This is a genomic window from Chloroflexota bacterium, from assembly GCA_026710945.1.
Classification (GTDB): domain Bacteria; phylum Chloroflexota; class UBA11872; order VXOZ01; family VXOZ01; genus VXOZ01.
Window position 1 is genome coordinate 54,597 of the sequence record JAPOQA010000059.1, and the last position, 13,992, is coordinate 68,588.

The following is a 13,992-nucleotide window of genomic DNA, read 5'->3' on the forward strand; positions in this document are numbered from 1 at the left end:
GGACGATGGAGAGGGAATGCGACGCATTCCCTCTCTCGGTATAGATGGGAGTTTGCAATGGCGCGCCGCGCGAACACATCCGATTGGCCATTGAATTCTGAGAATGCGTGCAATTGGCCGGGATTTCTCATACTAGAGCGCCGGGCCAGTTCGAATTAGCCATGAGACTAGATGCAGTGCGGAGGCACGGGCAAGATTACATTAGACCTGCAATTCGTTCAGGCTGCACGTAGCAGGGCTCGCGCAGCCCTCAACACGAACGGTACCAGAGGAGTACATGCTAGTCTGCTACAGGTCTTGACCATCGATTATACCCCCCAGTAGTATAAAGATAGTGATGTAGTTGGTGCGCCGCTGGAGGCTTGTGCATAGAGCGGCGCCAACAAGCGGCAATTGACTGGGCCAGGTTCTTTCTGCCGGCTCCGCTGCCAGGTTCTCAATTCCAAGAAAGTTGATCCATGGCAATTGCTGAACATACAAAGCGAAAAGAGTCTCTTGCGCTGGCCGTAGAGGGCATGACGTGCGCGGCCTGCGTATGGCGAATCGAAGAAGCCATCACGCGCCTGCCCGGCGTGCATGAAGCGGCCGTAAACTTGGCGACGGAACGCGCGCAAGTGTCATACGACCCGGACGCAGTGACACCCGCCGCCGTCGCGCAGGCCGTGACAGCAGCGGGCTATACTCCTGCCGTCGTCAAGCGTACGTTGCGCGTGCCCGGCATGCAGGACGGCTCGGCGGTCAGCCGCGTTGAAGCGGCGCTCCACGCTGTGCCGGGAGTCCTGAGTGCGAACGTCAATCTGGCTGCAGAGCAAATTCTCGTCTCTCATCTTCCCGACGTAACTGAAGTGAACGCGCTCAAAGCAGCGGCCGCTGCTGCCGGTTACACGTTGGAAGACGAAGAACAAGATCCGGCTGCGGACCAAGAGGTAGCCGCGCCTGCGGCGAGGAGTGCGGCGCAACGCGACTTGCGTGTCCAATTGGGCGTCTCTCTGGCGCTTTCTCTCGTGATCCTGCTTGGCAGCATGGGAGGCCAATTCCTGCCCTTTGTGCGCGGCTCCATAATTGAAAACCCCTTCCTGCTGTGGGCATTGGCGACGCCCGTGCAGTTCTGGGCGGGTTGGCGCTTCTACCGGGGCGCGTGGGCAACGCTGAGGCATTTTGCCTTCGATATGAATGTGCTCATCGCCATCGGAACGAGCGCAGCCTACTTCTTCAGTGTGGCGACTGCGCTGGCGCCGGAATTCTTTGCCGGCCAGGCTGTAAGCGGCGAAGCCCCGCACTATTTCGATACGGCTGCGGTCATAATCACCCTGATTCTGCTGGGGCGTTACCTGGAGACACGCGCGAAACGCCAGACCGCGACTGCTATCCACGCCTTGATGGACTTCCAACCGCAGATTGCGTTGGTCGTACGTGACGGCACACCCGAGGAAATTCCGCTGGCTCAGGTAGCCGTAGGCGATGTCATGCAAGTGAGACCTGGAGATCGCGTGCCGGTGGACGGTGTAGTGATCGAAGGGCAGAGCGCGGTCGATGAGTCGATGCTCACGGGCGAGAGCATGCCGGTGGAAAAAGGCCCCGGAGCTGAAGTCGTGGGCGGTTCGCTGAATACGACCGGAGCATTCACCTTCCGCGCCTCGCGAGTAGGCAAAGACACCGCGCTTGCGCATATCGTGCGCTTGATTGAAGAGGCCCAGGGATCTAAAGCGCCGCTCCAACGACTAACGGACCGCATCGCCGCTCACTTTGTGCCCGTCGTGATCGGTGTTGCCCTGCTCACGTTTCTCGTTTGGTTTCTCGTTGGACCCGAGCCGACATTTACGCCTGCGCTGCTGGCCTTTGTGGCGGTCCTCATCATAGCCTGTCCCTGCGCGCTGGGCCTGGCGACACCTACGGCTGTGATGGTTGCCATGGGCGCAGGCGCCGCCAAGGGCGTGCTCGTGCGCGATGCGGAGGCGCTGGAACGCTTACATAGTGTGACCACGGTAGTCCTGGACAAGACGGGCACGCTGACCCAAGGTACACCGGAAGTTACGAATATAATCGCAAGGGGCATGTCCGAATCCGAGTTGCTCCGTCTCGCCGCTGCGTCGGAACAGTCTAGCGAGCATCCCTTGAGTCAAGCGGTGGTGCGGGCAGCGCAGGCCAGAGGCCTGGCAATCCCTCCCGCCGTGGGCTTCATCGCAGCGCCGGGGCGGGGTATCCGCGCAGAGGTAGCAGGCAAGCTCGTTCGGGTCGGCAATCAAGCCTACATGGCAGAGAGCGGGGTGGACCAACAATCGCTCGCCGCGCTCGAAGCGCAGGTGCAAGCATTCAACGACGTTGGCAAGACCGTGCTCTTGGTGGCTCTCGATGGCGCGGTGGTAGGCACGATCGCGGTAGCCGACGCGCTCAAGCCAAGCGCCCAGGCAATGGTCCAAACGCTGCGCGCCCGGGGACTGGCGATAGTGATGCTCACGGGTGACGCGGTGCGCACTGCTCACGCAATTGCCGCTCAACTCGGCATTGAAAACGTGTTGGCGGAGGTTATGCCCGGGCAGAAAGCGGCGGTCATTCAGAAGCGGCAAGAAGCTAATGAGGTCGTCGCCATGGTGGGAGACGGCATAAACGACGCTCCAGGGCTCGCCCAGGCCGACGTGGGCATTGCGCTGGGGGCCGGCGCCGACGTGGCGCTGGAAGCCGCGGACATTACCCTCATGGGCGAGAACCTCGGCGCCCTGGAGACCGCTTTCACGCTCTCCCGAGCTACGCGCCGCACCATTTGGCAAAACCTGGGCTGGGCGTTTGGCTACAACGTGGTGCTCATCCCGGTGGCGGCAGGCGTTTTGTATCCTCTATTCGGCATCGTCCTTAGCCCCATGCTCGCAGCGGGGGCGATGGCGCTTTCATCGGTCTCAGTGGTGACAAACTCCCTGCGTTTGCGGAGCATCGTATGAGGACCTTCTAGGAGTAAAGAGGGAGGAGGGCAGATGTGCGTTCAGCCTTTTTGGAAGCGTCCGAGGAGCGTCTTTCCGAGCGCAGCGTCGAACTCTGTTCGCGGAAAACTCGGACTCTAGCTGAGCACCCATATTGCGTTCAACTGCTTGCGCGTTAGGCAGCGGGGGTAATAGTCAACATGCAGTCGCGCAAACCACTGTGGCGAGGGAAACGAGACTCTCGATCCGCTCACATCCTCGGTAGCGCAGGTTTGCAACCTGCGTCTGCTGTAGGGAAAGTCTCTATGTGCCCTATTCTCTCGTGTGACAATGTTGGAAAATACGCCCTGTGCTACTTACTCCTGCGGTAAGCCCTCTTGCTAGCTTAACGCGAAAGCATGAGGCGCAAGTCCCCGCGCTACGGCAAGTGCAAGAGTCTCGTGGGTAGCGGCACCGGCAGTCCGGCAAGAGTGGATCACTTTGGAGACACGGTCATTGCGAAATCCAAATGGGAAATTGCGTAGAATGAACGTAGCATACAGAGGCTTACGCCTTGCCACTGGCCGGACGGCAGGAGCAAGCCCACTCTCATGCAGACACCGGCCACGATCGAATAGACGCTGAAAGGAGCGCCACAATGGCAAAATGCGCAACCTGTAATGAATCAGTAGACACTGCTACTGCCGAGACCAAGGTAGAGTACCGGGGCACGGTCTACTACTTCTGCTGCGGCCACTGCCAGGCCGCCTTCGAGCAGGAGCCGGAGCGGTACGCCGAGGCCTAGCCGGAGCAGTGGAGCGGAAAGGCCTCACCGCTGCCTCCCCCTTTCATACGCGTGAGATGTGGTGGTCTTCGCGCACGATCTTTACAGTGATACCCGCATAATGTCTAGATTCTTAGCTGTTTCTTAGGCAGCATTGCAAAGACCCCCGATTCCTTGCAATATGAGGGATCCACGGCGTGTCTTGCCTTCAAAATGCCATTTCAAGTCCTGCCCAAGCGGCAGGACTTCGTCCTTTAATGCTTGACATACTGCATCTCTGTGCAACCATGGATTCAATACTAGGCGCCGGATTGGGCAAAGGCTTGGGGGTGTGTAGGCGTCGTAAAACCAAGGCGTCGCTTGGCGCTCTTGCCAGACGACATGAGCGTTTTCACAAGCGATTGCCAAACTGTCTAGAACTGCACTTTGGGGGAAAGGAGCAGAGCAATGCTTACACGTCGTTCGTTACTGGGAAGCACGGCAGTTCTCGGAGGTTCGGCGGTCCTTGCTGCCGGCTGCAGTACGGCGTGGAAACCCTTTGCGCCGCCTAGCGCGCCGCAGGATGCGGAAGTTAAAGTCGCGGCATTCACGAGATCCATTTATCTCTCAATGCCCTACGGCAGTTACGTAGATGGCGACGACAATGAAGATAGGTTCGAACGGGCCCTGGTAGCGCTTGAGGAAGATGAGGCTAATGCGTACGGCCCGAAGCGCGGCGGATACTCGCTGGCACTGCGGTTTGTAGAGAACTTTTACCCACCGTATGAAGAGGCCGCTGAAGAGCCCAAGACGGATGAAGAGATCGAAGTGGCCCGGGAGGCAAGCCTTGCCTCGGTTGCAGAGACGTTGGATACCCTTGATGCCGACCTCGTGACCGTTTGGCCGCATGAGGCCCGGTGGTGGGGCGAGAAAGGGCTCCTGCTGCCTTTAGATCGCTTCAGCGGCGCCGAGGAGTCTGAACTCAATCGGGAATTCTTCCCCACCGCACTCAATCAATACCGGCGCGACGGCGCGCTCTACGCGCTGCCGGTGGACACGGCCCCGCTCATGCTCTTCTACGATCCGGAACACTTCTTCAATCAAGGTGTGCCGATGCCGGACGCGACTTGGGATTGGGATGACCTGGTGAGAAGTGCCGTCAAGCTCATAGCTTCGAAACAAAACGGCACGGTGGCGCGTTGGGGCCTGATCGCGCATGCCAATGGCGTCTCCTGGGCACTCTGGCAAAATGAAGCAACCATAGTTGATGTAGATACGCAACAATGCCACTTGCAGGAACCAGCGGCTGTGGAAGCTCTGAAATTCGTGCACGACCTGCTGCACAAGCACCGCGTCTCACCGTTGGCAGAGATGCGGGACCTTTGGGACTACCTCTGGGTAACGCCGCCGGCCATGTTATACGACTATCCTCCCATGATTCTCAATCAGAGGAATAGCTTTCGCATGGCGTCGCTGCCTCGGGGCAAGGTGTCCGCAACGCCGGTAAGAACCCATCTTGGGATCGGCATCGCCGCCCGCACGCAAAGAACGGAGGCGGCGTTCATGGCCCTAAAAGGCTTCAACCGCGCCATGCAGGAGCATGTGGCTATACCTGCCGGTAGAGAGGCCGTCGCGCGCTTGGCAGACATCCGCACGGATATTAGTCCGGAGGAGGTCGTAGCGGTGCAGAGTTCTCTAGATCACGGGCGCGAATGGCCGCAGCACGGGTTGCAATTGCAAATTATGTGGGAATTGACACAGAGTCTCGGCCGGGGCGACGACGTGGCAACCATCGTCAATCAGGCCTGCTCCATCGCCCACGAGTACTAGACCGCAGGTTTTCTAGGCGTCTCCTCCCAGGAAGAAGGAGACTCCCATTGATGCAGTCATGCGAGCGACCAATCCGAAATTGCGTTCCGAGGACAAGAGTTAGGGAAGCAAGATAATGCTTACGCGTCGATCGTTACTTGCGGTCCCGGCGGCGCTCGCCGCCGGGTGCAGTGCGTTCGGGGCACGGGTCTCGTCCCCTGTAGCGCCGCAGTCCTCTGAGATAAACGTCGCAGCATTCACAAAGTACGCGTCCCTTAGCACGGCGTCTGGCGCAGGCGGGTTGCACGAGAGTCCTGAAGAGAAATACCAACAGGCGGCCGCGGTGCTTGCGGAGGATAGGGACAGCCCTTTCGGCCCGGTGCGCGGCGGCTACACGCTCGCGCTGCGGTTCTTCGAGGATGATTATTCGAAAATGGAAGAGCCGCCCAGATCGCAGGAGGAATTTCAGGAGGGGCAAGCGGCCGCACTCGAGGCTGCAGCGGGCATTCTGGATAGCCTTGAGGCCGACCTCGTGACCGTGTGGCCGGAAGAAGCCCGGTGGTGGGGCAGGAGCGGGCTCTTGCTGCCGCTAGACCGCTTCACGGGACCCGAAAGCACTGAGCTCAACCGCGAGTTCTACCCAAGCGTACTCAACCAATATCAAGTAGACGGCGTGCAATACGCGCTGCCGGTGGATGCGGCCCCGCTCATGCTCTTCTACGACGAAGCATATCTCGCCAGTTTGGGGGTGCCGCCGCCGGACACCAATTGGCACTGGGACGACGTAGCTAGGCATGCTGCCACGCTGACACGGCGCGGCAGTAGCGGCTTCGCCCTGCGCTGGGGGCTGGTGGCCCGCGGACAGCGCATCTTCTGGGCGCTGTGGCAGAATGAGGCGTCCCTGGTGGATATGGACACGTTGCAGTGCAGTTTGCAGGAACCGGCGGCAGTAGCAGCCCTGCAATTCGTGCACGACCTCATGCACAAACACCGTGTTTCCCCGATAGCAACCCGCCGGGATCTGTGGAGCTACATCTACCAAACGCCGCCGGCGCTGCTGTACAGCTATCCCCCCTTGCATCTCAATCAGCAAAGTGGCTTCCGCATGGCGCCGCTGCCCCGCGGCAAGGTGCACACGGCGCCGGTGCGTACCACGTTTGGCATCGGCATCGCCGCCCGCACGCCGAAGATGGAAGCGGCGTATACGGCGCTGAGGGGGTTCACGCGCGCCATGCAGGCGCAGGCGGTCATCCCCGCGAGCCGGGAAGCAATGGCGGGGCTGGCGGATACCCACAAGCATTTCCTCCCGGAAGAGGTTGCCGCCGTGCAGCACACGATGGCTCATGGGCGCGAGTGGCCGCAATATGGGCTGCCCCTGCACGTCATGGACGAATTGACCGGCAGTCTCGGTCGCGGCGACGACGTTGCAACCGTGGTAAACGCCGCGTGCAGCACGATAGACGATTTTCGGCAGACAGGCAAGCTGCAGATGCCATGGGACTAGGACACACCGTTCTCCACTTGGCCACTGCCGGAGAGCGGCGGCTATTTGCCGCCAAAGGGTAGCATGGGGGCTTGTCCCCAATGGTTTCGCATAAAGGTAGCGCGGGGGCTTGTCCCCCGCCGGAGCAAAGGGAAACAGGCACGCACAGGATTGACCGTACAGGAACACAGGTGCAAACCTGCGCTACCGGAGACCTGGGGCGCGGTTTCCTTCTTCATGAAGTCTAATGCGACAGCATTAGGGCTTGTCTCCCGCTACCTGGAGGAATTGACAGCACAAGTGTACGTCAGCTATCGAGAGACAGGTCAGCCCCAACTGCAAAGGAGAGGGAATCGGTCTCAATACTGTAGCGTGACCGAAGGAGCAGGGCTATGCTTTCGCGCCGTTCGTTACTCGCAACATCGGCGGCGCTTGCCGTGGGCTGCGGGCGCGTCACGCCGCCGGTGTTGGAGCCGGTCCAGCTAAACGTGGCTGCGTACATTGGGTTCGTTACTATTGAATTGCAGGGAGTGCGGTGCTATGAGGGAGCGTACCAAGATGTGTTAGCGGCGCTAGAGCGAGACACGGAAAGCCCGTTTGACCCAACACGGGGTAGATACGAACTGAAATTAAAGTATATTGAGGAATTGTTTCCAGGGGCCGATTGGGAGACGCCGGCTGACGAGGCACTTGACACGGTTGCTGCATTACTCGACGAGCTTGACGCAGACCTCGTGACCGTGTGGCCGGAGCTCGCGCAGTGGCTGGGGAGGCGCGGCCTCCTGATGCCTTTAGACCAGTTTGGCGGGGCGGATAAAGAGACTCTTGAGCGGGAGTACTTTCCGGTTGCGCTTGACCGCTATCGAGCCGATGGCGCGCTCTACGCCCTGCCGGTGAGCGTCTCGCCGCTCATGCTCTACTACCATGCCGGTCACTTTCTCCGGCAAGGGGTGCCGCCGGTGGACACGGGTTGGGATTGGGACGATCTGGTAAAGCAGGCGACCGCGTTGACAACCTACGGAGAAGACGGCGGCATACAGCGATGGGGGTTAGTAGCGCACGGGCACCAAATCAGAACAGACATCTATTGGGCACTATGGCAAAACGGGGCGGAAGCGCTACACCCAAACACCTTGGCCTGTCGCTTGCAGGAACCGGCAGCCGTTGCGGCTTTGCAGTTTATCCGTGATCTCATGCACACGCATCAGGTTTCACCACCGGCTTCCGACGTGGAACTCTTAAATGTAACCGAATCCATACCGCCCGCTATGAGGTATTCCTACGCGCACAACCGTCCCGATCCCGCCATCTACCGTATGGCGGCGCTGCCAGAGGGGCAGGAGTTCGTCGTGCCGGTTCATGACGGCTTTGGCATAGGCATAGCCACCCGCACACCCCGCACGGAGCGCTCGTTTACGGCTTTGCGGGGACTTATCCACGCTATGCAGCAACGAGTATCGATGCCCGCAAAGAGGGAAGCCGTCGCTGGACTAACGGGCTTTCAGGTAACGCTAAAGCCTGAGGAAGTTGCGGCAGTCGCGCGTTCGCTGGAGCACGGGCGCCCTTTGCCACAGCATGAACTGCAGGATCTCGCTACGGTCACCGTTGTGGAGTCACTGGCGCGCGGTGAGGATGTCGCTACCGCAGTTAACAAAGCCTGTGCCATCATCGAAAAGTACGCGGATATTGGTGACTTGACGCCTGCTGTGCCGCTACGTCCGAATCCATGGGGTAGGTGTGAATCGGTAAGGTGACACCTCCGCTCCGGTTGAGTCATAGATTCCGATTGTTCCTGTGCGCACGTGTCCCGGATGGGGGGCAATCCCCCGCCCTGCGAATTTACCGCCAAGCCGCGCCGGTACCCAGCCGGAATTGCCGGCGTCGAGTCCCGGGCAGGCTGTTTCCCATGGGCTTACGTCGCTGTAATTAGCCCGCGCCAGCGCTACGGCCACTCCGGTCCGATCATGTCCAGGGGCGGCGTGGTGGTGGCGAGTAGGCGTTCGGTGAGCAGGCCGTGGTATTCGCGGATGCGGGATTGGGCGGCGGGATCGAGGGCGAGGTTGCGCATTTCGTGGGGGTCTTCCTGCAAGTCGTAGAACTCGCTGCCGTATTCCTGTCCCCAATAGGCGTACTTATAGCGATTGGTGATAACCGCCGTGCCGCGCGTGACGCGGTCGCCGTGGATGTAGTCGGAGAACGCCATGCCGGGCAGTTTGGCTGTTCCTTCGATGACGGGTCGCAAGCTGGTGGCGGCCATGGCCTCGGGGACGGGGATACCGGCGTAGTCGAGGATCGTGGGGGCAATTTGAAAGGTCTCCACCGCGTCCTCCACCACCGGAATGCGTTCGTGACCGGCGGGTGGAATCACGATGAGCGGCACCCGCGCCGACGGCTCCCAGAACGTGCCCTTGCCGCCGCGCGACCAATCGCCCATGTGGTCGCCGTGGTCGCTGACGTAGATGATGAGCGTATTGTCCAGCGTACCGGCGTCGGCCAGCGTCTGCACCAACTGGCCCACCATGTCGTCGATCATGGTGCAGAGACCCCAGTACTTGGCGATGGCGTTGCGGATGATGCGGTCGTCGGGCTCTTTGGCAAAGCGGCCGCCGCCGTTCTGCAGGTGCTTGGGCTTATCGCTATCGTCGGCGAGATACGTCACCGGCATGTCCACCTCGGCGGGATCGTACATGCTGGCATACGGTTCCGGCGGGTCCAGGGGGCCGTGGGGACCGCAAATGCCGCACCAGGCGAAGAACGGCCGGTCGCGGCTCTCGCGCATGAAACCGGCGGTGTTATTGGTGATCCAGGTGTCGATATAGTCTTCCAGCGGCAGCACGTTCGTGATGGCCGTCATCTCTTTGTACTGCGGCTCGCGCCGCTGGGTGTAAATCTTCTCATAGCCGCCGGGATGCCGCTCTTCCAGCCAGGCGGCGTAGATGGGCCCCAGGGGCCCGGGCCCCAACGACAGGCCGGATGATTCCGTCCAGCGGGAGCCCTTGCCCTCGGTCAGCACCGTAAAGCGGAAGCCTTTCGGCGGCCACATGTGGATTTTGCCAAACGCGGCGGTGTAGTAACCTCCCACGTCGTGAAGGTGCTCCATGAAGGTCAACTCATGATGAGGCAGTCCCGGCGTGCGGTCGATGGGATTCGCCTGAAAGGTGACACCGTGCTGGTGAATGTAACGTCCGGTCTGCAGGCAGGCACGGGCCGGCGTGCAGATGGTGTTCTGCGTGTAGGGACGTTCAAAGCGAGTTCCCTGAGCGGCCAGCGCATCGATGTTGGGCGTCTTGACCTTCTTGTTCCCATAGCAGCCAAGCGTATCCCAGCGCTGCTGGTCGGTGGTGATAAGTAAGACATTCGGGGCTTGAGCCATAGAGCGCCTCCAGGACGGGGTTTGGATAGCAGCGGATGTGTCTGTATTAGGAAGTATAGCCTTTGTGCTGCGCCTTTGAAACGTGCCAACGTTATCCGCGCAGGCCGCGCGTTCGGCAGCGAAGATCCGACAATGCCCGTTTACCCTTCGACAGGCTCAAGGCGAACGAATGCAGCATCTCTCGCTGGCCACCGTTCGTACTTCGTTTGTGCAGCAAGTTCAGGACGGACAGCCTCGGGACGAACGGATCGATTTCCACGGTTAAGAGTGTGTAGGGCTTTGGACAACTATTCTGCCGTTATGCGTATTCCAATGCTACGCCAAGGGCTTCCGCGGGCAGATTGATGGCGACTTCCGCTGCTTCCGGCGCTTGGTCGAATGGGAAGCGGTGGGTGAGCAGCGGGTCCACGCGCACCTTGCCGGTCGCTTGCAGGGCGAGGAGGGCTTGGAGGTTCTGCTCCTGGTCCCAGCGCACAAAGCGGTCCGGGTAGTCCGTCTCGCCGCGCAGGTAGTCCCGTTCGCGGCTGCCGGGGCCGCGTCCGTTCACCCAGTGGATGTTGATTTCCTTCGTGTGGGGGTCGGCGTCCGGGTGGGTGGGGGTGAAGTCCCACATCACGCGGCCGATAAACAGCAGCCGGCCGCCCTCCCGCACCAAGCGCACGGCCAAAGACGCCGGACCGCGGATGCGGGCCGAGGTTGCCACGAAGACGGCGTCCGCGCCCCTGCCTGCGGTGAATTCATCCACTGCAGCAGCCACTTCGTCGTCGGTGCCGCTCGCCGTGGCCGCCGCGCCAAGTTCACGGGCTTTCGCCAAACGGTATTCGTGCAGGTCCACGCCAATGACCTGTCCGCCCACCATGCCGACGAGCTGCGCCGTGATCTGCCCCACCATGCCGAGACCGAGCACCACCGCCGTCTCGCCCGGCTGTAGCACCGCGCGGCGCATGGCGTGAAATGCCGTGAGGCCCACGTTCGTGGTCGCGGCTTCCAGTGGCGACAGACCGTCCGGAATCTTGGCAAATGAATGCTTCCACACGAAGCCCTGCTCGGCGTGAAAGCCGAACCCGCCGCCTGCCGCCGCCACCAAGTCGCCCGGCTGGAAGCGGTCCTGCAAGTCAGGCGACACCTGCAGAATCTCTCCGGCTGATTGATAGCTGTGGGCCTTTTCTGAAAACGCACCGGGGTCTTGGCCCTCCGCCAGCGCCTTTCTCCGACGTCCCACGCCCGCCATTTCGGAACCGGCCCCAAAGACCGACGCCATCGTCCGAATGACCACGCCGGAGCCCTGCAACGTGGGCTCGGGGACTTCTTTGAGGTACACTTCGCCGCGATTGTTCGAGTAAAGAGCGCGCATTGTGACTTTCCTTGAGTAGTGTCCGGCCTTTTGGTATGACGGTTGCAATGCAATCATTGTACACAGTCATCCGTTCACCCTTCGACAGGCTCAGGGCGAACGGAACTGCTTCCAGCTTGCCCTCACGCCGTTCGTGCTAAGCTTGGCGAAGTACGTCCGGATTTGCTCCCACTTCGCCTTCACGCCTCTCACCCTTCGACAAGCTCAGGGCGAACGGAACTGCTTCCAGCTTGCCTTCGCACCGTTCGTGCTGTGATTGTCGAAGTACACTCAGAATCACTCCCACTTCGCCTTCACGCCTCTTACCCTTCGACAGGCTCAGGGCGAACGGAATTCCCTCCAATTTGCCTTCGCACCGTTCGTGCTGAGCACTTCGATAAGCTCAGTACAGGCCTGTCGAAGTACGATCGGCGGAAGCGTCTCTCCATGCCAAGCACAGAGCACGTCCAGCATGTTTCAATCGCAAGAGCTACCCAGGTGCACCCGTGGTCTCTTTCTCGCAAAGTGGACGGTCAACATTTTTTCCAAGCGTAATCGAGCACCTATTGCGGTATCACCGGCAGTGTCACGTGCGACGGCCGGCTGTGATCGTGAAAGATCGTTTGACGCGCGGTAACCAGCGTCCCGTCGGCGTAGTCGTCCAGGCCCGTGTTGTGGTTGCGGTCGAAGTTGGGAAAGTCGCTGCTGGAGATGTCGATACGCAGGCGGTGACCGGCCCTGAAGAGGTTGCTCGTTGGATTCACATGGATCGTGTACTTGTAGACGCCATTCGGTTCGATAAGCGTGGGTTCCGTGTAGGAATCCCGGTAGCGGGCGCGGACGATGCCGTGGCAGAGCTCTTGCGCAAAACCATCCGGCCACACGTCGATCAGCTTGACCACAAAGTCGGTATCGCAGGCAGATGATGCCGCCCACAGCGTGACCGTGATCGGCCCGGTGACCTCCAGCGGTGTCTCGAGCGGCGGCGTGGCGAAAGTGAGAATATCCTGCCGGTGCGCCAACGCGCTTTGGTCGTGGGGCTCCTGCTGGCCGGGACCGGAATAGAGGGTCATCACAGGATCGCGCGGATCGTACAGAAACTCATCCGGCGGCTCGTCCGTGGGCGCTGCCCGCGAAAGCACGCCGTCACCAGCAGGCGTGTTGGCGCTGCCGCCGCTGTGGAGATAGAAGTCCGTGTACTGCGTCCGCGCCAGCGGCCATTCGTTCTCGCCCCGCCAGTGGTTCGCGCCCATCACGAAGAGCTGGATCGGCGGCCAATTTTCGATGCCGCCGGGGTCGTCCTTGAGCCAGGCGCGGAACCAGGCATCGGAAATTGCGTAGTAGTCGCGCACCGCCTTCGGGCCGAAGTCTACCGAACCCACCGTACGTTGAAGATCCACGGCGGTGTGCGTCCACGGGCCGACGATGAGCTTTTGGTTCGCGCGCGCATGTTGGGTCATGCCATTGGCCGTCATGCCGGTAAAGTGCTTGATGGTGCCGATCTGCTGGTCGTACCAGCCGGTAACGCTGAGCACCGGCACGTTCACATCCTGGTGCTTCTGCAAGAAGCCGAAGTGGTCGAGCGTGTGGTCTTCCAGCCAGTAACGAAAGTGCGGCGCGACATCTGACAGAACGTGGTCAGGTATGTCCAACAACGGCAGGAACCACAGCCACTTGGAGCGGTCCTGTTCTTCCCAGATGCGCTGGGCCTCCTCAGTGGTGATGGGCCCATCGGTTTTTCTTGCGCGCAGTCGCAAGTCCGGCGCCAGCGTATTGACGGACCACCACAGCACACGCCCAAGTCGCAGCACAGCGGAGAGCTCGCGGTCAAGCAAGTTGGCGGCAATACCGCTGGCGTACATGGTCTTGAGACTTGGCGGTCGGGTGGGGGCAAGTTCCCACTGCGTCCAGCCGTTGTACGAGTTGCCAAAGGTACCGACCTTGCCGGTGGAACCCGGCAGCCGCGCCGCCCACTCCACGGTATCGTAGCCGTCCGCGGCGTCATAGGTGTCGCCGCGATAGAAACCGGGGCGAAACTCGCCAGCGGAAGCGTACCGCCCCCGCACGTCCTGCACCACGGCGATATACCCACGCGCGGCAAGCCCTTCGCTGAGACCGTGTGGGCTCTTATTGTACGGCGTGCGGCACAGCAGCACGGGATACGCGCCGGGCGCTTCAGGACGATACACGTCGGCGCGCAAAATCGTCCCGTCCCGCATAGGTACGGGGACATTTTCCTCTCGCGTCACGTCGAATGTGCGGTCAGTTTGTGCCATTTGATCTTCTGAATTCTCGAGGAAACCTGCCACTCAACCCATTGCGGGTATGGCTTTGGCC

At 60.8% G+C, this 13,992-nt stretch carries 8 protein-coding genes; 5 read left to right on the forward strand and 3 right to left on the reverse strand.

Translation table 11 applies throughout. The features are described from left to right. The first annotated feature begins 458 nt into the window (after nt 1-458). The 5 genes from OXE05_12055 to OXE05_12075 all read left to right on the forward strand — a co-directional run bounded on the left by OXE05_12055 (nt 459) and on the right by OXE05_12075 (nt 8,703). Nucleotides 459-2,936 (forward strand): heavy metal translocating P-type ATPase, encoded by a 2,478-nt coding sequence (locus OXE05_12055; protein ID MCY4438051.1) that lies wholly within the window; start codon nt 459-461, stop codon nt 2,934-2,936. A gap of 616 nt (nt 2,937-3,552) precedes the next feature. Beyond that, nucleotides 3,553-3,699, forward strand: coding sequence for a YHS domain-containing protein (locus OXE05_12060; protein MCY4438052.1), 147 nt, complete (start codon nt 3,553-3,555; stop codon nt 3,697-3,699). A gap of 426 nt (nt 3,700-4,125) precedes the next feature. Continuing rightward, the gene (locus OXE05_12065; GenBank protein MCY4438053.1) at nt 4,126-5,487 is read left to right on the forward strand and encodes an extracellular solute-binding protein; all 1,362 of its coding nucleotides are present in this window, start codon (nt 4,126-4,128) and stop codon (nt 5,485-5,487) included. 115 nt (nt 5,488-5,602) lie between these two features. Beyond that, nucleotides 5,603-6,970: an extracellular solute-binding protein gene (locus tag OXE05_12070; protein ID MCY4438054.1), complete on the forward strand. Its 1,368-nt coding sequence runs from the start codon at nt 5,603-5,605 to the stop codon at nt 6,968-6,970. 371 nt (nt 6,971-7,341) lie between these two features. Next, complete coding sequence (locus tag OXE05_12075; protein ID MCY4438055.1) at nt 7,342-8,703, forward strand: extracellular solute-binding protein; 1,362 nt, start codon at nt 7,342-7,344, stop codon at nt 8,701-8,703. Nucleotides 8,704-8,891: 188 nt separating this feature from the next. On the opposite strand, the gene OXE05_12080 is transcribed toward OXE05_12075, so the two are convergent. The 3 genes from OXE05_12080 to OXE05_12090 form a co-directional block, all read right to left on the reverse strand. After that, a complete protein-coding gene (locus tag OXE05_12080; protein MCY4438056.1) occupies nt 8,892-10,322 on the reverse strand; it encodes a sulfatase-like hydrolase/transferase in 1,431 nt (476 codons plus the stop codon). 298 nt (nt 10,323-10,620) lie between these two features. Beyond that, a complete protein-coding gene (locus tag OXE05_12085; protein MCY4438057.1) occupies nt 10,621-11,676 on the reverse strand; it encodes a zinc-binding alcohol dehydrogenase in 1,056 nt (351 codons plus the stop codon). A gap of 542 nt (nt 11,677-12,218) precedes the next feature. Then, complete coding sequence (locus tag OXE05_12090; protein ID MCY4438058.1) at nt 12,219-13,931, reverse strand: CocE/NonD family hydrolase; 1,713 nt, start codon at nt 13,929-13,931, stop codon at nt 12,219-12,221. Nucleotides 13,932-13,992: the final 61 nt, after the last annotated feature.

Bases quoted from the DNA above. Each gene is read 5' to 3' on its own strand.
- OXE05_12055 (MCY4438051.1), top strand. From the start codon at position 459: ATGGCAATTGCTGAACATACAAAGCGAAAAGAGTCTCTTGCGCTGGCC.
- OXE05_12060 (MCY4438052.1), top strand. From the start codon at position 3,553: ATGGCAAAATGCGCAACCTGTAATGAATCAGTAGACACTGCTACTGCC.
- OXE05_12065 (MCY4438053.1), top strand. From the start codon at position 4,126: ATGCTTACACGTCGTTCGTTACTGGGAAGCACGGCAGTTCTCGGAGGT.
- OXE05_12070 (MCY4438054.1), top strand. From the start codon at position 5,603: ATGCTTACGCGTCGATCGTTACTTGCGGTCCCGGCGGCGCTCGCCGCC.
- OXE05_12075 (MCY4438055.1), top strand. From the start codon at position 7,342: ATGCTTTCGCGCCGTTCGTTACTCGCAACATCGGCGGCGCTTGCCGTG.
- OXE05_12080 (MCY4438056.1), bottom strand. From the start codon at position 10,322: ATGGCTCAAGCCCCGAATGTCTTACTTATCACCACCGACCAGCAGCGC.
- OXE05_12085 (MCY4438057.1), bottom strand. From the start codon at position 11,676: ATGCGCGCTCTTTACTCGAACAATCGCGGCGAAGTGTACCTCAAAGAA.
- OXE05_12090 (MCY4438058.1), bottom strand. From the start codon at position 13,931: ATGGCACAAACTGACCGCACATTCGACGTGACGCGAGAGGAAAATGTC.